We start from the raw sequence: 22,447 nt of genomic DNA, 5'->3' as shown, positions 1-22,447 counted from the left end.
AGCCGGTGGCGAATGCCACCGGCTTTCAGTTGGCTGCGGACTGCTTACAGCGCCTCGGCCAGCTTCTCTTCCTTGAATTGCAGTTCGACCTTGCCTTCTTCGTTGACGCTGACCGTCACCTCGCCACCATCGGCCAGTCGGCCGAACAGCAATTCGTCGGCCAGCGCCTTGCGGATGGTGTCCTGGATCAGGCGGGCCATCGGGCGGGCGCCCATCTGCGGGTCGAAGCCATGCTTGGCCAGGTAGCTGCGCAGCTCGTCGGTGAAGTGGATCTCGACGTGCTTGTCGGCCAGCTGGTGTTCCAGCTGCATCAGGAACTTGTCCACCACCTGCAGGATGATCTGCTCGTCCAGCGTGCTGAACGAGATGATGGCATCCAGCCGGTTGCGGAACTCGGGACTGAACAGCCGCTTGATGTCGGCCATCTCGTCGCCGAGGGCGCGTTCGTTGGTAAAGCCCATGGTCGGCTTGGACAACGATTCTGCCCCGGCATTGGTGGTCAGAATCAGGATCACGTTGCGGAAATCCGCTTTGCGACCGTTGTTGTCAGTCAGCGTGCCATGGTCCATCACCTGCAGCAGCACGTTGTAGATGTCCGGATGCGCCTTCTCGATTTCATCCAGCAGCAACACCGAATAGGGGTGCTTGGTGATCGATTCGGTCAGCTGTCCGCCCTGTTCGAAGCCGACATATCCCGGCGGCGCGCCGATCAGTCTTGAAACGGCATGACGCTCCATGTATTCGGACATGTCGAAGCGCACCAGCTCGACGCCGAGCGCATAGGCCAGCTGGCGGGCCACTTCCGTCTTGCCGACCCCGGTCGGACCGGAGAACAGGAAGGAACCGATCGGCTTTTGCGGATTGCCCAGGCCGGAACGCGACATCTTGATGGCGGTGGCCAGGGCTTCGATGGCCTTGTCCTGACCGAACACCACGTTCTTGAGGTCGCGGTCCAGGTTACGCAGCACGTTCTTGTCGCTGCTCGACACCGTCTTGGCCGGGATGCGGGCAATCTTGGCCACGATTTCCTCGATCTCGGACTTGTTGATGACCTTCTTCTGGCGCGACTTGGGCAGGATCTTCTGCGCAGCCCCGGCCTCGTCGATCACGTCAATCGCCTTGTCCGGCAGATGGCGGTCATTGATGTAGCGTGCCGACAGCTCTGCTGCCGTGGCCAGCGCACCGGCGGTATAGCGAACGCCGTGATGCGACTCGAAGCGCGACTTCAGTCCCTTGAGAATTTCCACCGTCTGCTCGACCGTCGGCTCGGCAATGTCGATCTTCTGGAAACGACGCGACAGGGCGTTGTCCTTCTCGAAGATGCCGCGGAACTCGTTGTAGGTGGTGGCCCCGATGCACCGCAGATTCCCGTTGGACAGTGCCGGCTTGAGCAGGTTGGACGCATCCAGCGTGCCACCGGAGGCCGCGCCCGCACCGATCAGGGTGTGGATTTCGTCAATGAACAGGATGGCATGCGGATCATCCGTCAGCTGCTTGATGACCGCCTTGAGCCGCTGCTCGAAGTCACCACGATACTTGGTGCCGGCCAGCAGGGCGCCCATGTCCAGCGCGTAGACCGTGGCGCCTTCCAGTACCTCCGGGACCTCCTTGTTGACGATACGGCGTGCCAGCCCCTCGGCGATGGCGGTTTTGCCCACACCGGCCTCACCGACCAGCAAGGGGTTGTTCTTGCGGCGACGGCACAGGGTCTGCACCGTACGTTCCAGTTCCTGTTCGCGCCCGATCAGCGGGTCGATCTTGCCGTCGCGCGCCAGGGCATTGAGGTTCAGGGTGTAGTTTTCCAGCGCCCCGCCCGCGGACGGAGACTGCTCTTCACCATCGGCCTCGCTGCCTTCACTGCGCGACTCGGACGGCTGTTGCTGCGAGCGCTGCTTGGTGATGCCGTGGGAAATGAAATTCACCACGTCCAGACGGGAAATGCCCTGCTGGTGCAGGTAGTACACCGCATGCGAATCCTTTTCGCCAAAAATGGCGACCAGGATATTCGCGCCGGTGACTTCCTTCTTGCCGGACGACTGGACATGCAGGATCGCGCGCTGAATCACGCGCTGAAAACCGAGGGTCGGCTGGGTTTCCACTTCGGATTCGCCAGGGACGGTCGGGGTATGTTCATCGATGAAATCAGTCAGCTGTTTCTTCAGCTGATCCAGATTGGCACCGCACGCTCGCAAAACATCCGCGGCGGACGGGTTGTCAATCATGGCCAGCAGCAGGTGTTCGACGCTGATGAATTCATGCCGCTTGCGTCTGGCATCCATAAACGCCATATGCAGGCTCACTTCAAGCTCTTGGGCAATCATCAGTTTTCCTCCATCACGCATTGGAGCGGATGCTGATGCACTTTCGCGAAGTGCAACACCTGCTCAACCTTTGTTGCAGCCACATCTTTGGTATAAATGCCACACACGCCGTGGCCCTGCGTATGTACCTGAAGCATGATCACGGTCGCCTGCTCGCGATCCTTGTGAAAGAAGCGCTGCAGAATCTGTACGACAAAATCCATGGGTGTGTAATCGTCATTCAATAACAACACCTTATACATGGGTGGCGGGGTAGTGCGCACTGTTGATGCCAGGTTCTCGGCATCTTCCTTGTACTGCGTAGACATGTCGGCTTTCGGCAAAATCGCTGCTTACTACAATTTTGGTTCCAGTATTAATTTTTTCAAGTGCATTCAATTCGATTACTTATGACTTGACGCTGTGGCAATGGTTGCGTAGAAATGCACTCAGGTGCTTGGCTTAATTGAAATCTATGCGAATTAGTTAAGCTTTTGTTGTTCGGCCTCACCAGCCTGTTTATGCAAGGAAGTGAAATGGCAACTGGTATCGTCAAATGGTTCAACGACGCTAAGGGCTTCGGCTTTATTACCCCGGATGAGGGTGGTGAAGATCTGTTCGCCCACTTCTCGGCCATCAACATGCAAGGCTTCAAGTCCCTGAAGGAAGGGCAACGTGTAAGCTTTGACATCGTCAATGGTCCGAAAGGCAAGCAAGCGTCGAACATCCAGACTGCTTAACCTCGTTACAGGTTTAGGGAGGGTCGACCTCAATCGACCACTGGATCTAGATGAACCCGCCACAAGCGGGTTTTTTCTTGCCCGAAAAGTTTGTTCCAGATCAAGTCCATCCGCATTTGTTTTTCAGCCCTTACCTCATATCCCCTTTGAATTTTCAATGCCCTATAGATGGCGCCCCCACTTGCCAGAACCCTCTTTCGATCCCTGTAAAGACGTCATGGTTGCTTTTGTCATATTTGTAAAAACAAAAAATCTTCAATAAAACAATGATTTGTCTTGTTTTGTTGCGCTGCAAGAGCGAATAGCAAAAGAGGTTCTTGGCTTTAGCTAATGCAGGCAAGAAGTGAGAAAGGGGCGTTTGCCCGGGTAAGTTTCGCTTAATTAGAGATTCATTATTAGTTAATTTTTTGTTATTCGGACTAGTCCTACACTTGCCTCGTGCTCAAGTAAGCACTCCTCGAATGAAAAGCAAACATACAGGTCGACCGCAGCAAGGCCAGGCCAGTATCCGCAGCTTGATCTCTTTCGTGAGAAACACAGAAAAGGCAACAGACCAGGTCATCCCGCCGGGAACCGGTACTGACAAGCCTAAACCCTGAGGTACTTGAAGACTATGACTACGACACCTAAGAAAATCGGTTTGCTCGCCTGCATCGGCGTGGTCGCCGGCAACATGATGGGCAGCGGTATCGCTCTCTTGCCAGCCAACCTGGCTCGCATTGGCTCGGTATCTATTCTGAGCTGGATTATTTGTATGTTTGGCGCCATGTGCCTGGCGTATGTCTATGCCCGCCTGGGCACGGTCAACCCGCAACAGGGTGGTCCGATCGCTTACGCCGGTGAAGTGTCGCCGGCCTTCGGTTTCCAGACCGGCGTGCTGTACTACCACGCCAACTGGATCGGCAACCTGGCCATCGCCATTACCGGTGTTGCCTACATGTCGACCTTCTTCCCGATCCTGAACCAACCGTGGCCGGCAACGATCGCCTCGGTGGCCATCGTCTGGATCTTCACTTTCGTCAACCTGATGGGTGGTGCCTGGGTCAGCCGTCTGACCTCGTTCGGCCTGATCCTGATCCTGATCCCGGTCGTTCTGACCGCGACCGTGGGCTGGGGCTGGTTTGATGCGCACACCTACATGGCCAACTGGAACACCTCGGGCAAGACCGATGGCTCCGCCATGGTCAGCGCTGTGATCCTGTGCCTGTGGGCCTTCGTTGGTGTCGAGTCCGCTTCCGTGTCCACCGGTCTGGTCGACAATCCGAAGCGTACCGTGCCGCTGGCTACCATGCTGGGTACCGGTCTGGCCGGCCTGGTGTACATCTCCTCGACCCAAGCCATCAGCGGCATGTTCCCGGCCAAGGAAATGGCTGCTGCAGGTGCGCCGTTCGCGCTGGCTACCAGCCACATGTTCGGTAGCTGGGCTGCACCGCTGGTTTCGCTGTTTGCGGCTTTCGCCTGCTTCACCTCGCTGGGTTCCTGGATGATGCTGGTGGGCGAAGCTGGTCGTCGTGCTGCCAATGACGGCAACTTCCCGGCCATCTACGGCAAGACCGACAAGCATGGCGTGGCCCGTTTCGGTCTGCTGCTGGCTTCGATCAAGATGACTGTCCTGCTGATTCTGCTGAACCTGTTCGCTGGTTCGGGCAATGCTTCCGGTCTGTTCAATCAGCTGACCTCGATCGCCGTGCTGCTGACCCTGCTGCCGTACTTCTACAGCTGCATCAACCTGATCCGTTTCGAAGGCATGACCACCAAGAGTGCTGTCAGCCTGGTGGCCTGCGTGGTCGGTAGCGGTTTCTGCATGGTCGGTCTGGCCGGTGCGGATGCTACCCCGCTGATGGGCACCTTCATTGTTTCGCTGATCATCCTGATGTTCTACGCCCGCAAGATGGGTGCCCGTCAGGCTGCCGGCGCCGCGATCGACGCCTGATCCGGCAAAGAATCTGTCGCCAGCCGGAGGGCTCCGGCTGGTGGCTGTAAACCCCAAGAAAGGGAAGTTTCTATGAAAACCATTCTGATTCTGACGAGTAACGATGCACCGCAGTTCAAGACCGAACCGATGCAGGAACTGCACGCAGTAATGGCAGATTCCGGCTACGAGGTGGTTTACCCGGACAGCAAGGAAGACTTGCTGAAGCTGATCGCGCAAAACCCGCGTATCGCAGCCGTACTGTTTGACTGGGATGACTTCGGTCTGGACCTGTGCAGCGAAATCAGCAATCTGAATGAAAAGCTGCCGCTGTTCGGCTTCGCCAACCACAATACCGTTCTGGACGTGTCGCTGACCGAACTGCGTCTGAACCTGAATTTCTTCGAATACCACATGGATCAGGCCGAAGATGTCTTCGTGACCATCGAGCAAGGTATCGAAGCCTACGTTGACGACATCGTTCCGCCGTTCACCAAGGCACTGTTCAAGTACGTTGAATCCAACAAGTACACCTTCTGCACCCCGGGTCACCTGGGCGGTTCGGCCTTCCTGAAGAGCCCGGTCGGCAGCGTGTTCTATGATTTCTACGGCCCGAACGTATTCAAGGCCGACGTTTCGGTTTCCATGCCGGAACTGGGCTCCCTGCTGGACCACTCCGGTCCGCACAAGGAAGCCGAAGAGTACATCGCCAAGGTCTTCAACGCGACCAACAGCTACATCGTGACCAACGGTACCTCGACCGCCAACAAGATCGTCGGCATGTTCGCGGCACCGGCCGGTTCGACCATCATGGTTGACCGCAACTGCCACAAGTCGCTCACCCATCTGATGATGATGAGCAATGTGACCCCGATCTACTTCCGTCCGACCCGTAACGCCTACGGTATCCTCGGTGGCATCCCGAAGAGCGAATTCACCCGCGAAGTGATCGAAGAGAAGATCGCCGAAACCCCGAATGCTACCTGGCCGACCTATGCCGTGGTGACCAACTCCACCTACGACGGCCTGCTGTACAACACCGAGTGGATCAAGAAGACCCTCGACGTGAAGCACATGCACTTCGACAGCGCCTGGGTGCCGTACACCAACTTCCACCCGATGTACAAGGGCAAGTATGGTATGAGCGGTGAAACCGTTCCGGGCAAGGTGGTTTATGAAACCCAGTCGACCCACAAGCTGCTGGCTGCCTTCTCGCAAGCTTCGATGATTCACATCAAGGGCGAAGTGGACCATGAAACGTTCAACGAATCGTTCATGATGCACACCTCGACCTCGCCGCAATACGGTATCGTTGCCTCGACCGAAGTGGCTGCCGCCATGATGAAGGGTAACGCTGGTCGTCGCCTGATCGAGAACTCGGTTGAGCGCGCCCTGAACTTCCGCAAGGAAGTGAAGAAGCTGCGTGAAGAAAGCAAGGGCTGGTTCTTCGACGTATGGCAACCGGAAGCGATTGACGGTGCGGATTGCTGGCCGCTCAAGCCGAGCGACAACTGGCACGGTTTCAAGAACATTGATGCCGACCACATGTACCTCGACCCGATCAAGGTCACCATCCTGACCCCGGGCATGAGCAAGCAAGGTACCCTGGAAGACACCGGTATCCCGGCTTCCATCGTGTCCAAGTACCTGGACGACCACGGCATCGTGGTTGAAAAGACCGGCCCGTACAACCTGCTGTTCCTGTTCTCGATCGGTATCGACAAGTCCAAGTCGCTGAAGCTGCTGCGTACCCTGACCGAGTTCAAGCGTGGCTACGACCTGAACCTGAAGGTCAAGAGCATGCTGCCGAGCCTGTACAATGAGCATCCGTCCTTCTACGAAGACATGCGCATCCAGGATCTGGCACAAGGCATCCACAAGCTGATGCGCAAGTTCAACCTGCCGGAAATGATGTACCACGCCTTCGAAGTGCTGCCGCAACAAGAACTGACCCCGCACAAGGCATTCCAGCTGGTGCTGAAGGATCAGACCGAAGAAGTTTACGTGGAAGAGCTGGTTGGTCAGGTCAACGCCAACATGATCCTGCCGTATCCTCCGGGCGTACCGCTGGTTCTGCCGGGTGAAGTGATCACCGAGGAAAGCGTTGCCGTTCTGGACTTCCTGCTGATGCTGATCGAAGTGGGCAAGCACTACCCGGGCTTCGACACCGACATCCACGGTGCTTACAAGCAAGAAGACGGCCGTTACAAGGTCAAGGTCATCAAGCGCAGCTAATCGCGTCTTGCTGATGAAACAAAACCGCCAGGCAGCGATGCCTGGCGGTTTTTTTGTCTGGCAGGGCAACAAAAAACCGCCTTGCGGCGGTGCGATTCAGCGATTGTGCTGGTCTTTGTAATGCTCGAGATAATCGAGCAGCGCCTGCAATTCCGGCCCGACATACTTCTCGCTGTAGGTGGCGATGCAGAACTCGCGATGGAAAAACTCCGGCATCGGCAAGGCCCGCACCAGACCGTGCGCCACAGCCTGGGTGACGGCGATGCGCGAAACAAAGGCTAGCCCGACACCATGAATCACGGCGTTGATGATGGCTTCCGTGGCGTTGATCTCCAGCGCGATACGCGGATGCTTGAGGCGGCGGCCGATATGGAAGTCGAACTGCTCGCGGCTGCCCGAGCCTTGTTCGCGCAGCACCCATGCCTGCTTTTCCAGTTCGGCCATCTGCAGTTTGCCCTCCAGCCCGAGGGTCGAATCGGGCGGGGCAATCACGATCATTTCATCGCGAATCCACGGCCGCTTGGTCAGGGTGGCGTCCTGTACGGTGCGTTCAATGATGGCTACATCCAGCTCGGTGGTTTGCAGCTTGTTACACAAATCACCGGTACTGCCGATGAACAGTGTCGGGTAGCCGCCGCCCTCGGTCTGGTGGTAGTCCTGCAGAATGCCGGGCAAGAGATAGTTGCCGATGGTCTTGGTGGTGCCCACCTTGATGCGCTTGAAGCTCTCGAACTCACCGGTGAAAAAATTCTCGATCTGATTGATGCGCTGGATCAGCTCGTCGATGTAAGGCAGCAACTGCTTGCCTTCCGAATTGAGAATCAGGCGGTTGCTCACCCGGTGAAACAGCTTGCGGCCAAACTGGCGTTCCAGTTCCTGCAGCGTCTGTGATACGGCAGGACGCGTCAGGCAGAGTTTTTCAGAGGCATTGGCAATCGAGCCTTCCTGCGCCACGGCCAGTAGGGCACGCAATTGTCGAATGGTGATGTTCATAACGCTCCGGCTGTGTTGGGTCGTACGTCTTCTACGGCCTGTGCAACGGCAATGGGGATGCTGTGGCGTGGCGTGCCGGGGGTAGTCGGACGGAAGCCATGCGCCTGATTTTTATTTTCCTTATATTATAACATTTTGCCATGGAATATGCCGTTGCCCGGACGGTCGTCCGGCGGGCAAGAAAAAAGCCGCGGGCCATGCCGCGGCTTTTTGACGACTGCCTGCTGGCTTACATGCGAGCGATCATCGCGTCGCCGAAGGCCGAGCAGCTGACTTCGGTGGCACCATCCATCAGACGGGCGAAGTCATAGGTGACCTGCTTGTCGTTGATCGACTTCTCCATGCCCTTGATCACCAGATCGGCCGCTTCGGTCCAGCCCAGGTGACGCAGCATCATTTCGGCCGACAGGATCAGCGAACCCGGGTTGACCTTATCCAGGCCGGCATACTTCGGTGCCGTGCCGTGGGTGGCTTCGAACACGGCGTACTGATCCGAGATGTTGGCGCCCGGGGCGATCCCGATCCCGCCCACTTGTGCGGCCAGCGCGTCGGAGATGTAGTCGCCGTTCAGGTTCAGCGTCGCAATCACGTCGTACTCGGCCGGACGCAGCAGGATCTGCTGCAGGAAAGCGTCGGCAATCGCATCCTTGACGATGATCTCGCGACCGGTCTTCGGGTTCTTGAACTTGCACCACGGACCGCCGTCGATGAGCTCGGCACCGAACTCGTTCTTGGCCAGTGCATAGGCCCAATCACGGAAGCCACCTTCGGTGAACTTCATGATGTTGCCCTTGTGGACGAAGGTCACGCTCTTGCGATCGTTGTCGATGGCATAGCGGATGGCCGCACGGACCAGACGCTCGGTACCCTGACGCGAAACCGGCTTGATGCCGATGCCGGAGGTTTCCGGGAAGCGGATCTTCTTGACGCCCATTTCGGTTTGCAGGAACTGGATCAGCTTCTTGGCGCCTTCCGTTTCGGCCTGCCACTCGATGCCGGCGTAGATGTCTTCGGTGTTTTCGCGGAAGATCACCATATCAGTCAGCTCAGGCTGCTTGAGCGGGCTGGGCACCCCCTTGAAGTAACGTACCGGGCGGACGCACTGATACAGATCCAGCTCCTGGCGTAGTGCGACGTTGAGCGAGCGGATGCCGCCGCCAACCGGCGTGGTCATCGGCCCCTTGATCGATACCGAGTATTCTTTCAGGGCGGCAAAGGTTTCTGCCGGCAGCCACTCGTCCGGGCCATACAGGCGGGTCGATTTTTCACCGGCATACACTTCCATCCAGTGAATCTTGCGGGCGCCGCCATAGGCTTTTTCCACCGCCGCGTCGATGACCTTGATCATCACCGGGGTGATGTCGACGCCAATGCCGTCGCCTTCGATGAACGGAATGATCGGGTTGTTCGGAATCGGTTGCCCCGGGACGATCTTTTGTCCGCCGGCAGGCACTTTGATGAGGGATTGAACGCTCATGCCTTCTCCATTGTTGGTGGGTGCTGTTGGCTACCAGGAATCACGCCCCCGCCGGGTCGGCCGGGGTGTTCGTGGTGTCCGGTGGTGCGCGCGGGCAATGTGCGATCGTTTCGAGAAGCGGTCGCGCGACCGCGCAGGAGATGCCGGATGATGACCAAAGCTTATTGTTATGCCGCTCTCCTTAACCTTGCTATTATCGTGTAAATCATTCGTATTCGCCAGACCCATGCCTGAACTGATCCTGTTAAATAAACCATATGGCGTAATAAGCCAGTTTTCGCAACATGAATTGCATAAAACCCTGAAGGACTTTGTGCAGGTGCCGGGCTTTTATCCGGCCGGCCGGCTGGATACCGATAGTGAAGGATTGTTGTTACTGACCAATGACGGCACGCTGCAGCATCGCATCAGCGATCCGCGCTGGAAGCAGCCCAAGACTTACTGGGTGCAGGTCGAGGGCGTCCCGGGCGATGAGCAGCTGGCGGCCCTGCGTCAGGGCGTGGATCTGGGGGACTTTATCACCTTACCCGCAGAAGCCGAGCGCCTGGATGCCCCCGAGATCTGGCCGCGCGTGCCGCCGATCCGGGTGCGCAAGACCGTGCCGGACAGCTGGATTGCGCTGACGATTCACGAGGGGAAGAACCGCCAGGTCAGACGCATGACCGCCAAAGTCGGTTTGCCCACCCTGCGTCTGGTGCGGGTGGCCATTGGCCCCTGGCGTGTGGACGGGCTGGCGCCGGGCGAAATGCGCCGGCTGGAAATCCGCCTTGAAGATTTGCCGCGAGTCAAGCATGCTGGTGGCATTGGCAAATCGGCCGGCACGATGACAGGTGCCGCCAGATTCGGCCGGGGGAGCGGCAGACGCTGAGAACCGTCGGTCGCCGCCCGGCAGGGGGCGAAACGATGCAGATTCCCGAGTATTACAACCCGGTGGCGCGAGATATCGCGCTGGCCTTGATCGCCGGCTTCGACAAGCATTACCGCTTGTTCCGCGAATGCACGCAGAGCGCCAAGACGCGCTTTGACGAGGCGGACTGGCCGGGGATCCAGAAAGCGATCCGCGATCGCATCCAGTTTTATGACCAGCGTGTGAGCGAGACGGTCGAGCTGCTGCATCGCGATTTTCATGCCGAGCTGCTGGACAACGAGATCTGGCAGCAGGCCAAGCTGTATTACATCGGCCTGCTGTGCAACCACAAGCAACCCGAGCTGGCGGAAACCTTCTTCAACTCGGTGTTCACCCGCATTCTGCATCGCGACTATTTCAACAACGATTTCATTTTCCTGCGCCCGGCGATTTCCACCGAGTACATCGAATCCAATCCACCGTCCTACCGCAGCTACTATCCCGCTTCGGTCGGCTTGCTGGCGACCCTGCAGCAGATCATCGCCGACTTCGGCTGGACAAGACCGTTTGCCAATCTGCGCCGCGATCTGACGCTGGTATTGCGCACGGTGAATCAGTATCTGGAGGGACGCGTTCCGCGGCGCGAGGCCAATCTGCAGATTCAGGTGCTGTCTTCGGCGTTTTATCGCAACAAGACTGCCTATCTGTTCGGCAAGGTGATCAACGGCTATGCCTCGTATCCCTTTGCCGTGCCGGTGCTGCATGATGCCGACGGCAATCTTTACCTGGACACTATCCTGCTCGAGCCCTGGCGCATCGGCGTGCTGTTTTCCTTCAGCCATGCCTATTTCCTGGTCGACATGGAGGTGCCCTCCGGCTATGTGCAGTTCCTGCGCAGCATGCTGCCGACCAAGAGCAAGGCCGAGCTCTATACCATGATCGGACTGCAGAAGCAGGGGAAGAACATCTTCTATCGCGATTTCATCCAGCATCTGCAGCACTCCAACGACCTGTTTACCATCGCACCCGGTATCCGCGGGCTGGTGATGCTGGTGTTCACGCTGCCGTCGTTTCCTTATGTGTTCAAGCTGATCAAGGATGTGTTCGGCGCCACCAAGGAGCTGGATCGTCACACCGTGCGTGCCAAATACCGGCTGGTCAAACGCCATGACCGGGTTGGCCGCATGGCGGATACGCTGGAGTTTTCCAACGTAGCCTTTCCCAAGGCGCGCTTTACCGAGGAGTTGCTGGAAGAATTGCGTCGTCTGGCACCGTCGATGATCGAGGAGAGCGAGCACACCATCGTGATTCATCACCTGTATATCGAGCGGCGCATGAAACCGCTCAATCTGTACCTGCAGTCGGCGACGCCGGAAGAGCGCGAACAGGCGGTGATCGAATACGGCAATGCCATCAAGGAGCTGGCGACGGCCAATATTTTCCCTGGCGACATGTTGTTCAAGAACTTCGGGGTGACACGTTACGGGCGGGTGATTTTCTACGACTATGACGAGATCGAGTACATGACGGATTGTCAGTTCCGTCGTATTCCGCCGGCACCGAATCCCGAGATGGAGATGTCCGGCGAGGTCTGGTATCCGGTGGCGCGCAATGATGTGTTCCCGGAGGAGTTTGCCACCTTCCTGCTGGCGGACGCCGATGTGCGCAAAGTGTTCCTGCAGCACCATCGGGATTTGCTGGATCCGTCATTCTGGCAGGAAAAACAGCAGCGCATCCGTGCCGGCAATATCGAGGATTTCTACCCCTATCCGGAGAGCATGCGCTTCGTTCATCGCTACCCGACCCGTTTTGCCCCATGACAAAGGCCGGGACACCCAGGTGTCCCGGCCTTTGTCATCCCTCACCTCAGGCCGATACCACCGGACAGACGTGATCCTGGAAGTAGGCCACCGGCCCGGCGCTGGTCAGGCCGATATGAAAGCAGCTCTGACTGGCGAAGGTCTCGCCCGGGTTTTCCAGTGCGCGCAGCATCTCGAACAGCACTTCCACTTCCTTGAAGTTTTTCGCCATCTTGACGTTGCCCTCGATCCACGCCTGCAGCAGATCGGCCTGCGGGTGTTCGCCATCCAGCCGCAAGGCGCAGTTGGGGCAACTGACCAGGCCAATGCCCGGTGGCATGGTGATGCCGCGTTGCTGCAGCTGCTCGCGGGCGAACTGATCGAACTTGCTCAGTTGACGTTGCGCACGACGGCGGATGGCGGTCAGCGACACGCCTTCCTTTTCCGCTGCCGCACCAAAAATCTTCTTCAGGCCGGGATTGTCGCCGGCATGGCTGGTTGGCATGGTTTCATCCTCGAATCAATATCTGGTGTTTCATTCTAGGCAATGCCGTACAGATTGCCGGGGTTTAATTCATAATTTGTTTGAGGTCGAACAATAAATCCAGCGCCTGCCTAGGCGTCAGCGCGTTGGGGTCGATGTCGGCCAGGCGCTCCAGGACCGGATCGGGCTCCGGCTCGGACGCCTGCGGCATCGCCACGGCGAACAGATCCGGTTGCTGGCTGGCGGCCTGATTTTCCAGTTCGACCAGGTAACGACGCGCCTCGCGGATCACCTTGCCCGGTACCCCGGCCAGCTGGGCGACCGCCAGACCGTAACTCTGACTGGCCGGCCCTTCTTCCACATGGTGCAGGAAGACAATGCGGTCCTTGTGCTCGACCGCCGACAGGTGAACATTGGCCACGCTCGGATAGTCGCTGGCCAGCCGCGTCAGCTCGAAATAGTGGGTGGCGAACAGGGTATAGGCACGATTCTTCTCGATCAGTGCCTTGGCAATCGCCCAGGCCAGCGCCAGGCCGTCAAAGGTCGAGGTGCCGCGGCCCACCTCATCCATCAGCACCAGACTCTGCTCGCTGGCGTTGTTGAGGATGTTGGCGGTTTCGGTCATCTCGACCATGAAGGTCGAACGCCCGCCGGCCAGATCGTCCGAGGCGCCGATGCGGGTGAAGATGCGGTCGATCGGGCCGATGGTGACGCCCTCGGCCGGGACGAAACTGCCGATGTGTGCCAGCAGGGTGATCAGCGCAGTCTGTCGCATATAGGTTGACTTACCGCCCATGTTCGGACCGGTGATCAGCAGCAGCTTGCGGGCTGCGCCCAGGCTGGTGTCATTGGCGATGAAGCTGTCTACCTGGCTTTCGACCACCGGGTGGCGTCCGCCGCGGATGTCGAGCACAGGTTGTGAGACAAACACGGGCTCGACATAGCCGCCCGTTTCGGCGCTTTGGGCAAACGCCGCCAGCACATCCAGCGTGGCCACGGCGGCCGCCACCTGCTTCAGCGTGCCGATCCCCGCTGCCAGCGTTTCGAGCAGGGCTTCGTAGAGCTGCTTTTCCAGTGCCAGCGACCGATCCTGGGCCGACAGCGCCTTGTCTTCGAACTCTTTCAGCTCGGGCGTGATGTAGCGTTCGGCATTTTTCAGGGTCTGGCGGCGGCGATAATCGTCCGGCACATTTTCCGATTGTGCCTTGCTGACTTCGATATAGAAGCCATGCACCCGGTTGAACTCCACCTTGAGGGTGGCGATGCCGCTGCGTTCGCGTTCCCGTGCCTCCAGCGCCAGCAGGAATTCGCCGCAATTGGTCTGGATGGCGCGCAGTTCGTCCAGCTCGGCCGAATAGCCATGATTGATCACGCCGCCATCACGCAGAAAGGTTGCCGGCTCCGGCAGCACTGCCTGCTGCAGGGTCTCGATCAGACCGGCTGCACCGGGCAGCGCCGCGGCCAGCTCGGCCAGCAGTCCGCTCTCGTCCTGGGGCAGCAGCGGCGTGATGTCGCCCAGCTTGATCAGCGAATCACGCAGGGCCGACAGGTCGCGCGGGCGCGCCGAGCGCAGCGCGATGCGCGCACAGATACGCTCGATATCCGCCACTTCGCGCAACTCGGCCAGCAAGGTGGCATGACCCGGCAGCAGGGCACGCACGGCGCTCAGACGTTCAGCGATCTTGCCCTGCTGGCGCAGGGGGTGATGCAGCCAGTGGCGCAGCAGACGGCTGCCCATGGTGGTGGCACAGCGATCCAGCAGGGAAAACAGCGTCGGCGAGGGCTCGCCGCGGATGGTTTCGGTCAGCTCCAGATTGCGCCGGGTCGCCGCATCCATGCGGATCAGTTCGCGGCTGTCCTCGACCGCCAGCGACATCAGGTGTGCCGGATTGGCACCCTGGGTGGTCTTGACGTATTCCAGCAGGGCGCCGGCCGCGCCGACGGCCACTTTCAGCTCCTCGGCACCAAAGCCCGACAGGTCGCGCGTGCCGAAATGCCGCGTCAGGGCCTGATGGCTGGACTGCGGGTCAAACTGCCAGGCCGGCAGTTTTTTCTTCGGCAGGTTCAGTTCCTGCAGCAAAGCCAGATCGCAGTCATCGGGCAGGATCAGCTCGGAAGGGCGCAGCCGTTCCAGCTCACTCGCCAGCTCCTCGCTGGCGGTCTCCATCACCTTGAACTCGCCGCTGGCCAGCGACAGCCAGGCCAGTCCCAGCTTTCCCTTGATGGTTTGCAGGGCCAGCACCAGGACATCGCGCTTTTCATCGAGAAAGGCCGCATCCGTGACGGTACCGGGCGTGACAATGCGTGCCACGCGTCGCTCGACCGGTCCCTTGCTGGTGGCCGGGTCGCCGAACTGTTCGGCAATCGCGACCGATTCACCGAGACGAATCAGCTTGGCCAGATATTGCTCGGCGGCATGGTAGGGCACCCCGGCCATCTTGATCGGATTGCCGGCACTGGCCCCGCGGGTGGTCAGCGTGATATCCAGCAGGCGGGCGGCTTTTTCGGCGTCTTCGTAGAACAGCTCGTAGAAGTCGCCCATGCGATAGAACACCAGTTTGTCCTGATGCTCGCGCTTGATGGCGAGGTATTGCTGCATGACAGGGGTGTGTTTGGCTGCGGCGTCTGTCATTGGTGGTGACCCTGATTCCTGGCGGCTGAGCCCGGCGACAGGCCGGGCAGAATGAAAAGAAAAGGGCGAGGGGTGGGACCTCGCCTCATTGGCGCCGCGTCTCGGCGGCATCCGGATGGATTTTCTCACAGCCGGGCGGCCCGGGCTATATGCCGGGCTGCCCTGGCGCTCAGAACTTGTGGCTCAGACTCAGGCTGGTGCTGGTCAGGGTGGTGGCACGTGCGGCCACAGCGGCCCCCGCCTGGGGGGCGAAGATCAGCCGGCCATGAGCGATACCGGCCTGCGTGCGTTTGGAGAGCTGGTAATCGGCCCCGATGATCCACTGACGATAGCCGGTCTGCGGCAGGCGTTCTCCGTTCGTGCGCTGGTCCCAGCCATGTGCCAGTGTCAGTTTTGCTGTGATGGCGCCACGGGTGTGTGCCAGCGAGAGTGCCGCCTGCCGGGTTTGCAGCCGGCTCTCGGCGGCTGACTTCATGCTCCCCGTTGTCCCCTGGGGATGCTGGCTGTCGCCGGAAAAGCCATCGGTCCAGTCATAGCCCCGCGCCTGCTGCCAGGCCAGAGCCAGCAGCCACTGGTCATTGCGATAGCCGGCCTCGAAATAGTGCAGATGAGCGGGCTCCAGTTCGCCGCCCGCCTGGGGACGACACTCTTTCTTGTCCCCGGTCCGGCGCAGACTGCAGGGATTGGCTTCGCGTTGAAAGGCATAGGCGGCAAACCATCCCTGAGCGGCATAGCTCAGGCCCAGCGAAAAAATGTCGGACGGCCGTTCGATCTCCGCCTGCCCTGTGCTGTCACGCGTGGCGTTTTCGCCAAAGCCGTAGCTGAGGCTGGTTTGAAAGCCCGCCACGACCGGAGAGTCATAGGCAATGGCGTTTTTCAGCCGTTTGCCCGGATTGGTGAAGACCTTGAGGGCATCGGCGCCGAAATTCCTCATGCCTTCATGCCCCTGATGACGGTGATGGGCAATGCTGCCGCCCGAGCGCCACTGATTGACCGTGTACAGCCCCTTGAGCGCACTGTTCAGATGTCCCAGGCGCAGGGTGCCCAGCGAGGCATCGCTCAGTCCGGCAAAGGTCTGTCCCGGAGACGGGGCCTTGCTGCCATCCAGCTCGGCCTCCAGCTCGATCTGCCAGAGGGTTTTCAATCCATTGCCCAGCGACTCACTGCCCTTGATGCCGAAATGTGTACCGGCATTGTCCAGCCGGTTCTGGTTCGGCCCCCGCGACAGGGTGTGGCGGCCAAGGCTGCCGTGCAGTTCGCCATACAGCGTGACATCGGCCCAGAGCGGGGCGGACAGCGGGCAGGCCAGCAGGGGGATCCAGCGTAGATGCATGGTATGACTCCTGAATGTGAGTAAAAGGAGTCATACAATTTAAACAGTCTGTTTAAGATTGATAGGGTGCATGGCGCCCGAAGTTTCATGAATTGTCTGATTGCTATATGTCTCAATAAATGGATTGAGCCAAAATCATGAATAACGACAATTTCATGATCTGTCGCAAGAATGTGTCGTGATATGACCACAGTGCGGCATGCCCGAGGCAGATCGGACATGCTAGAATCATTAGCTTAAACATAATTAGTTTGCTAATGATATGCCGACCCAAAACGATCGCTTCAGCGAAGCCCTGGTGCATCTGATGAAAAACTGGCGCAGTGCCCTCGATGCCCGGTTCCGGCCTTTCGGTCTGTCTCAGGCGCGCTGGCAGGTGCTGCTGAAACTGTTACGTGCCGGTCAGCCGCTGGCGCAATGTGATCTGGCCCAGCGCATCGGTATCGAACCGGCTTCGCTGGTGCGGCTGCTGGATGCCTTGCAGAGCGAGGGACTGGTCAGTCGTACGGCCGATCCGCATGACCGGCGCAGCAAACTGGTGTCGCTGACCGGGCAGGGGAGCGCGCTAGGACAGCAGCTGGCGCTGATTGCCGACGAGATGAAAACTGAATTGCTCGGCAGCGTACCTGCCGAGGCCCTGGCCCAAACCATCGAGGTGCTGGAGCAGCTGGAGCAGCTGGCTGCCGCCATGCTGGCGGCGCACACGGCGTCGGATTGTGCACCGGAGTAGGTTTTGAGCCAGGCTCCGGCAAATCAGGTGTTGATCATTGTGGCGGTCATGTCCGCCACCATCATGCAGGCGCTCGATACCACGATTGTCAATGTGGCCCTGCCGCAGATGCAGGGCAATCTCGGTACGACCGCTGATCAGATCAGCTGGGTCTTGACCAGCTATCTGGTGGCCTCGGCGATCTTCATGCCGCTGACCGGCTATCTGACCGATCTCCTCGGTCGGCGTCGGTACCTGCTGTATTCGATTGCCGGCTTCGTGCTGGCCTCCATGCTGTGCGGCGTGGCGCAGAATCTGGCGCAAATTGTGCTGTTTCGCCTGCTGCAGGGGGTCTTCGGCGCCGCACTGGTTCCCTTGTCCCAGGCCATCATGGCGGATACGTTTCCGTTGGCCGAGCGCGGCCGGGCGATGGCCATCTGGGGCATGGGGGTCATGATCGGCCCGATTGGCGGCCCGACGCTGGGGGGCTGGTTGACCGATGTGCTCGACTGGCGCTGGACGTTCTATATCAATGTGCCGGTTGGCCTGATCTCCCTGTGGCTGGCCCGACAGGTGCCGGATACGCCGCGCAGGCAGCGCGACATGGACTGGCTCGGCCTGTTGCTGCTGACCCTGGGCATTGGCGGGCTGCAATTCGTGCTGGACCGGGGGAATACCGAGGACTGGTTTTCCAGTCGGGCCATTGTGGCGGCCACCTTTGCCAGTGTGATCGGCATGGCCGGCTTTGGTTTGCGAGGCCTGCTCTCGCGCCAGAAGCCGCTGTTTGATCTGCATATTTTCCGCGACGGCAATTTTGCGGCCTCCAGCTTCGTGATCACCGCACTCGGGCTGGCCATGTATGGCGCCATGGTGATTCAGCCGATCATGCTGGAAGGCCTGTTCCATTACCCGACCCTGTCGACCGGGCTGGTCATGGCGCCACGCGGCATTGCCAGCATGATCAGCATGATGATGATCGGCCGGCTGGTGTCGAAAGTGGACGTCCGCTATCTGATCGGCACCGGCATCCTGATCGGCGCCTGTGGTACCTGGGTCTGCACGCACTACACGCTGGAGACCAGCACGGCCTGGTTTATCTGGCCGGTACTGCTGCAAGGTTTCGGGTTAGGGATGATCTGGGTGCCGCTGTCGACGCTGGCCCTGTCAACCTTGCCGGCGGCGCTGACCGCCGAGGCAGCAGGTCTGTTCAGCTTGTTGCGTACCATCGGCTCCTCGGTGGGGATTGCCGTGATCACTACCTTCTACACCCGGGACACGCAGGCTGCCTGGAATCATCTGGTTGGGTATTTCAATATCAATAATCCGGCACTGTGGTCATATCTGAATCTGAGCGGGCGCACCGTGCTGGATGAGACCTCGGCCAGCATGCTGGCCAGCGAGCTGGACCGCCAGGCGCACATGGTGGCGATTGTCGATGTTTACTGGCTGATTACCTTCAGCTTCCTGCTGATGCTGCCGCTGGTGCTGATGCTGCGTCAGCGCAAGGGGGTGGTGCACAAGGTAGAGATCGTGGCGGATTGATCCGCCGCCGAGCGCCATGAAAAAAAGCGCCCGTGGGCGCTTTTTTTCATGGCGGTATGGCTTACTTCACGTGCGGCGACAGGATGTGCAGCAGTTGGGCCAGAACCTTCGGGCTGGCTGCCACGATATCACCGGATTCGAACCATTCCTGCTCGCCCTTCATGTCGGTGACGATGCCACCGGCCTCCTGGATGATCAGGCTGCCGGCCGCGATATCCCACGGCTTGAGGTTGAACTCCCAGAAACCGTCCACCCGACCGCAGGCCACATTGCACAGGTCGATGGCGGCGGCACCTTCGCGACGTACGCCGGCGGTACGGCCGATCACGTCCTTGAGCATGCCGAGATAGGTGTCGATATAAGACTGATCCACCACCGGGAAGCCGGTGGAGATGACGCATTCATTGAGGTTGGTACGCTTGCCGACGCGGATGCGGCGGTCATTGAGGAAGGCGCCCACGCCACGCGAGGCGGTGAACAGGTCGTTGCGGTTCGGGTCGTAGACCACGCCCTGCTGAATCTGGCCCTTGTGCGCCAGCGCGATGGAAACCGCGTACTGGGTATGGCCGTGGATGAAGTTGGTGGTGCCGTCGATCGGGTCGATGATCCATTCGTATTCGGCTTGTCCCACACCCTTGGCGCCCGATTCTTCCGCCAGGATGGCGTGCTTCGGATAGGCCTCGAGAATGGTTTCAATGATGGTTTGTTCCGCGGCGCGATCGACCTCGGAAACGAAGTCGTTGTGCTTCTTGCGTTCGACACGGATGGTATCGACATTCATGGAAGCGCGTTGAATCACATTGCCTGCGCGGCGTGCGGCCTTGATGGCCACATTGAGCATCGGGTGCATGGACAGCCTCTAAACTGACAGGGACGGCTCGCGCATGGGCGGGCCGCCGACTGGTATCATCTGGGTTAAGGAACAGGAAAGGCGGCGCATGTGAAGGCCGCATTTCAAAATTATGTCCGCTATTTTAATGTGAAACGGTCAATGAATAAACCCGAAGTCCCTGATTTTTTGAGAAACATCCGAATTGTGCTGGCCAGACCGAGTCATCCGGGCAACATCGGCTCGGCGGCACGGGCCATGAAAACCATGGGTTTGTCGCAATTATGGCTGGTGTCACCGAAAGCTTTTCCCAGTGGTGAGGCCGATGCGCTGGCCTCGGGAGCGGTGGATCTGCTGCAGTCGGCGCAAGTGGTCGATACCCTGGCAGAGGCGCTGAATGGGGTGACGGTTGCCGCGGCGCTGACCAGTCGCCGTCGGGAGCTGACCACCCCGCTGGCCGTGCCGCGCGAGCTGACGCCCGAGCTTCTGGGGCGGGCACAGGCCGGCGAGCAGGTGGCCCTGGTGTTCGGTAACGAGACCTTCGGGCTGTCGATCGAAGAGGTCGAGCTGTGCAATCGCCTGGTGACCATTCCGGGCAATCCGGATTATTTTTCCCTCAATCTGGCCATGGCGGTGCAGGTGATGACCTACGAGCTGTTCAGCCACGTGGGTGTCGGCGTCGATTATCTCAAGCCGAGCGGCCTGGCCGCGACCGCTGACGAGGTGGAAGGCATGTGCGCCCATCTGGATCAGACCATGGCACATATCGGCTACTACGAGCGCCGCAATGGCGAACGGCTGATGCGCCGCATGCGCACCCTGTTCCATCGGGCCGGCGTTCTGCGCGAAGAGGTCGACATCCTGCGCGGCTTCTTCAAGCAGGTGATGCGTGCGGCTGACGGGCATGTTCCTCCCGACAAGTCCTGAGCTGCCCTGGCGCCAGCCTGCGGTGCGTGATCTGGCCTGTCTGCTGACCGGCCGCGCACCCTGGCTCACGCCAGACGACCTGCCCGATGCGCTGCTGCTGGGGGCCGACGGGATGAGGCGCCTGGCGATGCTGGACAACGATCCGGCGCCACTGCGCCGCTGGCTGGCGGCTCGTCCCGTCAGGCGGCTTGGCCACTATGCCGAGCAACTGCTGGCTTTCTGGTTTGACCATTCCCCCCATATCGAGCTGGTTGCGCACAATCTGGTGCTGCGCGACAAAGGGCTGACGCTGGGTGAGTTCGACTTCCTGCTGCGTATTGATGGCCAGCCCTGGCATCTGGAAACCTGCAGCAAATTCTATCTGCAGTGCGGAAAGGGGGCGTCAGGCCTGGTGGGCCCCAGTCTGCGCGATGCCTGGCTGCTGAAACAGGACAAGCTGGCTCAGCAATTGAGGCTGAGTCGCCATGCGCTGGCCCGACAAGTCCTGCCGCCGGGGTTTGAGGCACCGCGCACCGGGGCACTGGTGCGTGGCTGCTTTTTTTACCGTCAGGCGCCTGACGAGGCGGCATTCGCGCCGGCAACCCAATGGCAAGGCTGGATGGCTGACTGCGAACAGCCCTGGCCCTGTCGCGACGCCTCCAGTCGCTGGCTGTGGCTGCCGCGCATGCGCTGGCTGTCGCCGGCGCTGGCCGCCAGCGGCGAGGTGGGGTCGGCACAGGCCCTGCGTGTGCAGATGACACAAGCCGAGGCGCCTCAAATGGTGGCGGAAATGGTGGCAGAGGAGGGGGGATGGCGCGAATTGCGGCGCGGCTTTGTTCTGCCGTCGCGCTGGCCGGATGCCGGGCGGCTGGTGCAGCTGCAGCAGCAAATGCCAACGGGCGCCTGCTGAGCGGCGCCCGTTGTCGGGACTGGCAAGTTACTCCGCGTTGTTGGAGTGGATGCAGCCGGCGATCAGTTGCTTGAGTTCTTCCGGTTTCACCAGCTGAATGTGCTTGTGATCGACGCTGATCCAGCCCTGTTGCTGGAACTTCGACAGCGTGCGGCTGACGGTTTCCAGTTTCAGGCCGAGGAAGCTGCCGATTTCCTCGCGGCTCATGCGCAGGATGAAGTCATTGGCGGCGAAGCCACGGATGGCCAGACGCTGGGACAGGTTGAGCAGGAACGCGGCCAGACGCTCTTCTGCCTTCATGTTGCCAAGAAGCAACATGACGTTCTGATCGCGGACAATCTCGCGGCTCATCAGGCGGAAGAAATGGTGCTGCAGGCTGGGGATGTCGCGACCAAGGCTCTCGATTCGATTGAACGGCAGTTCGCAGACTTCGCTGTCTTCCAGGGCGATGGCATCGCAGCCATGGATGTTGGAAGACACGCCATCCAGCCCCATCAGCTCGCCGGACATCAGGAAGCCCGTGACCTGCTCGCGGCCATCCTGGCTGGAGACGCAGGTCTTGAAGAAGCCGGTGCGCACGGCGAACAGCGACTTGAAGCCCTCGCCGCTGCGGAACAGATACTCGCCCCGTTTGATGCGACGGCTCTGGCGGATGACGGCATCAAGCTGCGTCATCTCTTCGCGATTCAGTCCGACGGGCAGGCAGAGTTCGCGCAAGCTGCAGTTGGAGCAGGAGAGCTTGAGCGCATGCAATTGGATGGTGGTCTGGTCAGTCATGCCGTTTTTTGAGCAACCTTTA

General features: G+C 59.7%; 18 protein-coding genes. 9 read left to right on the top strand and 9 right to left on the bottom strand.

The window, feature by feature from the left end:
* Positions 1-44: 44 nt before the first annotated feature.
* Positions 45-2,321, bottom strand: coding sequence for an ATP-dependent Clp protease ATP-binding subunit ClpA (clpA, locus tag AACH39_RS08115; protein WP_215781107.1), 2,277 nt, complete (start codon positions 2,319-2,321; stop codon positions 45-47).
* Positions 2,321-2,629 carry an ATP-dependent Clp protease adapter ClpS gene (gene clpS, locus AACH39_RS08110; RefSeq protein WP_215781109.1) on the bottom strand — a complete coding sequence of 103 codons (309 nt, stop codon included), beginning with the start codon at positions 2,627-2,629 and terminating at the stop codon, positions 2,321-2,323. Before clpS ends, clpA begins: the two co-directional genes overlap by 1 nt.
* A gap of 207 nt (positions 2,630-2,836) precedes the next feature.
* Between clpS and AACH39_RS08105 the strand changes: the two genes are divergently transcribed.
* From AACH39_RS08105 to AACH39_RS08095, 3 genes are all read left to right on the top strand, one after another.
* Positions 2,837-3,040: a cold-shock protein gene (locus AACH39_RS08105; protein ID WP_215781111.1), complete on the top strand. Its 204-nt coding sequence runs from the start codon at positions 2,837-2,839 to the stop codon at positions 3,038-3,040.
* 613 nt (positions 3,041-3,653) lie between these two features.
* Positions 3,654-4,973 (top strand): cadaverine/lysine antiporter, encoded by a 1,320-nt coding sequence (cadB, locus tag AACH39_RS08100; RefSeq protein WP_215781113.1) that lies wholly within the window; start codon positions 3,654-3,656, stop codon positions 4,971-4,973.
* A 72-nt stretch (positions 4,974-5,045) separates the two neighbouring features.
* Positions 5,046-7,187 carry a lysine decarboxylase LdcC gene (locus AACH39_RS08095; protein ID WP_215781115.1) on the top strand — a complete coding sequence of 714 codons (2,142 nt, stop codon included), beginning with the start codon at positions 5,046-5,048 and terminating at the stop codon, positions 7,185-7,187.
* Positions 7,188-7,283: 96 nt separating this feature from the next.
* On the opposite strand, the gene AACH39_RS08090 is transcribed toward AACH39_RS08095, so the two are convergent.
* Positions 7,284-8,180, bottom strand: coding sequence for a LysR substrate-binding domain-containing protein (locus AACH39_RS08090; protein ID WP_215781117.1), 897 nt, complete (start codon positions 8,178-8,180; stop codon positions 7,284-7,286).
* A 229-nt stretch (positions 8,181-8,409) separates the two neighbouring features.
* Positions 8,410-9,657 (bottom strand): NADP-dependent isocitrate dehydrogenase, encoded by a 1,248-nt coding sequence (icd, locus tag AACH39_RS08085; RefSeq protein ID WP_215781119.1) that lies wholly within the window; start codon positions 9,655-9,657, stop codon positions 8,410-8,412.
* Positions 9,658-9,883: 226 nt separating this feature from the next.
* Between icd and AACH39_RS08080 the strand changes: the two genes are divergently transcribed.
* Positions 9,884-10,525: a pseudouridine synthase gene (locus AACH39_RS08080; protein ID WP_215781121.1), complete on the top strand. Its 642-nt coding sequence runs from the start codon at positions 9,884-9,886 to the stop codon at positions 10,523-10,525.
* 35 nt (positions 10,526-10,560) lie between these two features.
* On the top strand, positions 10,561-12,324 hold the full coding sequence (gene aceK / locus AACH39_RS08075; RefSeq protein WP_215781123.1) for a bifunctional isocitrate dehydrogenase kinase/phosphatase: 1,764 nt from the start codon (positions 10,561-10,563) through the stop codon (positions 12,322-12,324).
* A 46-nt stretch (positions 12,325-12,370) separates the two neighbouring features.
* Here the strand turns inward: aceK and AACH39_RS08070 are convergent, their stop codons facing one another.
* From AACH39_RS08070 to AACH39_RS08060, 3 genes are all read right to left on the bottom strand, one after another.
* Positions 12,371-12,808, bottom strand: a complete 438-nt coding sequence (locus AACH39_RS08070; RefSeq protein WP_215781126.1) for a hypothetical protein — start codon at positions 12,806-12,808, stop codon at positions 12,371-12,373.
* A gap of 64 nt (positions 12,809-12,872) precedes the next feature.
* The gene (mutS, locus tag AACH39_RS08065; RefSeq protein ID WP_215781128.1) at positions 12,873-15,419 is read right to left on the bottom strand and encodes a DNA mismatch repair protein MutS; all 2,547 of its coding nucleotides are present in this window, start codon (positions 15,417-15,419) and stop codon (positions 12,873-12,875) included.
* Positions 15,420-15,588: 169 nt separating this feature from the next.
* Positions 15,589-16,752 (bottom strand): porin, encoded by a 1,164-nt coding sequence (locus tag AACH39_RS08060; RefSeq protein ID WP_338621242.1) that lies wholly within the window; start codon positions 16,750-16,752, stop codon positions 15,589-15,591.
* Positions 16,753-17,014: 262 nt separating this feature from the next.
* On the opposite strand from AACH39_RS08060, the gene AACH39_RS08055 reads away from it, so the two are divergent.
* Positions 17,015-17,482: a MarR family transcriptional regulator gene (locus AACH39_RS08055; RefSeq protein WP_215781133.1), complete on the top strand. Its 468-nt coding sequence runs from the start codon at positions 17,015-17,017 to the stop codon at positions 17,480-17,482.
* 27 nt (positions 17,483-17,509) lie between these two features.
* Entirely contained in the window at positions 17,510-19,003 is a 1,494-nt protein-coding gene (locus AACH39_RS08050) for a DHA2 family efflux MFS transporter permease subunit (RefSeq protein WP_338621273.1), read from the top strand.
* Between the two features lie 61 nt (positions 19,004-19,064).
* Here AACH39_RS08050 and AACH39_RS08045 read toward each other — a convergent pair whose 3' ends face one another.
* On the bottom strand, positions 19,065-19,853 hold the full coding sequence (locus tag AACH39_RS08045) for an inositol monophosphatase family protein (RefSeq protein WP_215781139.1): 789 nt from the start codon (positions 19,851-19,853) through the stop codon (positions 19,065-19,067).
* Between the two features lie 141 nt (positions 19,854-19,994).
* Here AACH39_RS08045 and AACH39_RS08040 point away from each other — a divergent pair, with 141 nt between their 5' ends.
* Positions 19,995-20,759: an RNA methyltransferase gene (locus tag AACH39_RS08040; protein ID WP_215781141.1), complete on the top strand. Its 765-nt coding sequence runs from the start codon at positions 19,995-19,997 to the stop codon at positions 20,757-20,759.
* Positions 20,737-21,648 (top strand): DUF1853 family protein, encoded by a 912-nt coding sequence (locus tag AACH39_RS08035; RefSeq protein ID WP_215781143.1) that lies wholly within the window; start codon positions 20,737-20,739, stop codon positions 21,646-21,648. The genes AACH39_RS08040 and AACH39_RS08035 overlap by 23 nt, the downstream gene beginning before the upstream one ends.
* A 27-nt stretch (positions 21,649-21,675) precedes the next feature.
* Here AACH39_RS08035 and fnr read toward each other — a convergent pair whose 3' ends face one another.
* Positions 21,676-22,425, bottom strand: a complete 750-nt coding sequence (fnr, locus tag AACH39_RS08030; protein WP_215781145.1) for a fumarate/nitrate reduction transcriptional regulator Fnr — start codon at positions 22,423-22,425, stop codon at positions 21,676-21,678.
* Positions 22,426-22,447: the final 22 nt, after the last annotated feature.

It is taken from the genome of Paludibacterium flexuosum (assembly GCF_037076605.1).
Classification (GTDB): Bacteria; Pseudomonadota; Gammaproteobacteria; order Burkholderiales; family Chromobacteriaceae; genus Paludibacterium.
This window is presented reverse-complemented; position numbering and strand designations above follow the sequence as displayed.

Coding starts and splice junctions, on each gene's coding strand:
- cadB (WP_215781113.1), top strand. CDS start 3,654: ATGACTACGACACCTAAGAAAATCGGTTTGCTCGCCTGCATCGGCGTG.
- AACH39_RS08035 (WP_215781143.1), top strand. CDS start 20,737: ATGTTCCTCCCGACAAGTCCTGAGCTGCCCTGGCGCCAGCCTGCGGTG.
- AACH39_RS08045 (WP_215781139.1), bottom strand. CDS start 19,853: ATGCACCCGATGCTCAATGTGGCCATCAAGGCCGCACGCCGCGCAGGC.
- icd (WP_215781119.1), bottom strand. CDS start 9,657: ATGAGCGTTCAATCCCTCATCAAAGTGCCTGCCGGCGGACAAAAGATC.
- AACH39_RS08040 (WP_215781141.1), top strand. CDS start 19,995: ATGAATAAACCCGAAGTCCCTGATTTTTTGAGAAACATCCGAATTGTG.
- mutS (WP_215781128.1), bottom strand. CDS start 15,419: ATGACAGACGCCGCAGCCAAACACACCCCTGTCATGCAGCAATACCTC.
- aceK (WP_215781123.1), top strand. CDS start 10,561: ATGCAGATTCCCGAGTATTACAACCCGGTGGCGCGAGATATCGCGCTG.
- AACH39_RS08095 (WP_215781115.1), top strand. CDS start 5,046: ATGAAAACCATTCTGATTCTGACGAGTAACGATGCACCGCAGTTCAAG.
- AACH39_RS08060 (WP_338621242.1), bottom strand. CDS start 16,752: ATGCATCTACGCTGGATCCCCCTGCTGGCCTGCCCGCTGTCCGCCCCG.
- AACH39_RS08070 (WP_215781126.1), bottom strand. CDS start 12,808: ATGCCAACCAGCCATGCCGGCGACAATCCCGGCCTGAAGAAGATTTTT.
- clpS (WP_215781109.1), bottom strand. CDS start 2,629: ATGTCTACGCAGTACAAGGAAGATGCCGAGAACCTGGCATCAACAGTG.
- clpA (WP_215781107.1), bottom strand. CDS start 2,321: ATGATTGCCCAAGAGCTTGAAGTGAGCCTGCATATGGCGTTTATGGAT.
- AACH39_RS08055 (WP_215781133.1), top strand. CDS start 17,015: ATGCCGACCCAAAACGATCGCTTCAGCGAAGCCCTGGTGCATCTGATG.
- fnr (WP_215781145.1), bottom strand. CDS start 22,425: ATGACTGACCAGACCACCATCCAATTGCATGCGCTCAAGCTCTCCTGC.
- AACH39_RS08080 (WP_215781121.1), top strand. CDS start 9,884: ATGCCTGAACTGATCCTGTTAAATAAACCATATGGCGTAATAAGCCAG.
- AACH39_RS08090 (WP_215781117.1), bottom strand. CDS start 8,180: ATGAACATCACCATTCGACAATTGCGTGCCCTACTGGCCGTGGCGCAG.
- AACH39_RS08105 (WP_215781111.1), top strand. CDS start 2,837: ATGGCAACTGGTATCGTCAAATGGTTCAACGACGCTAAGGGCTTCGGC.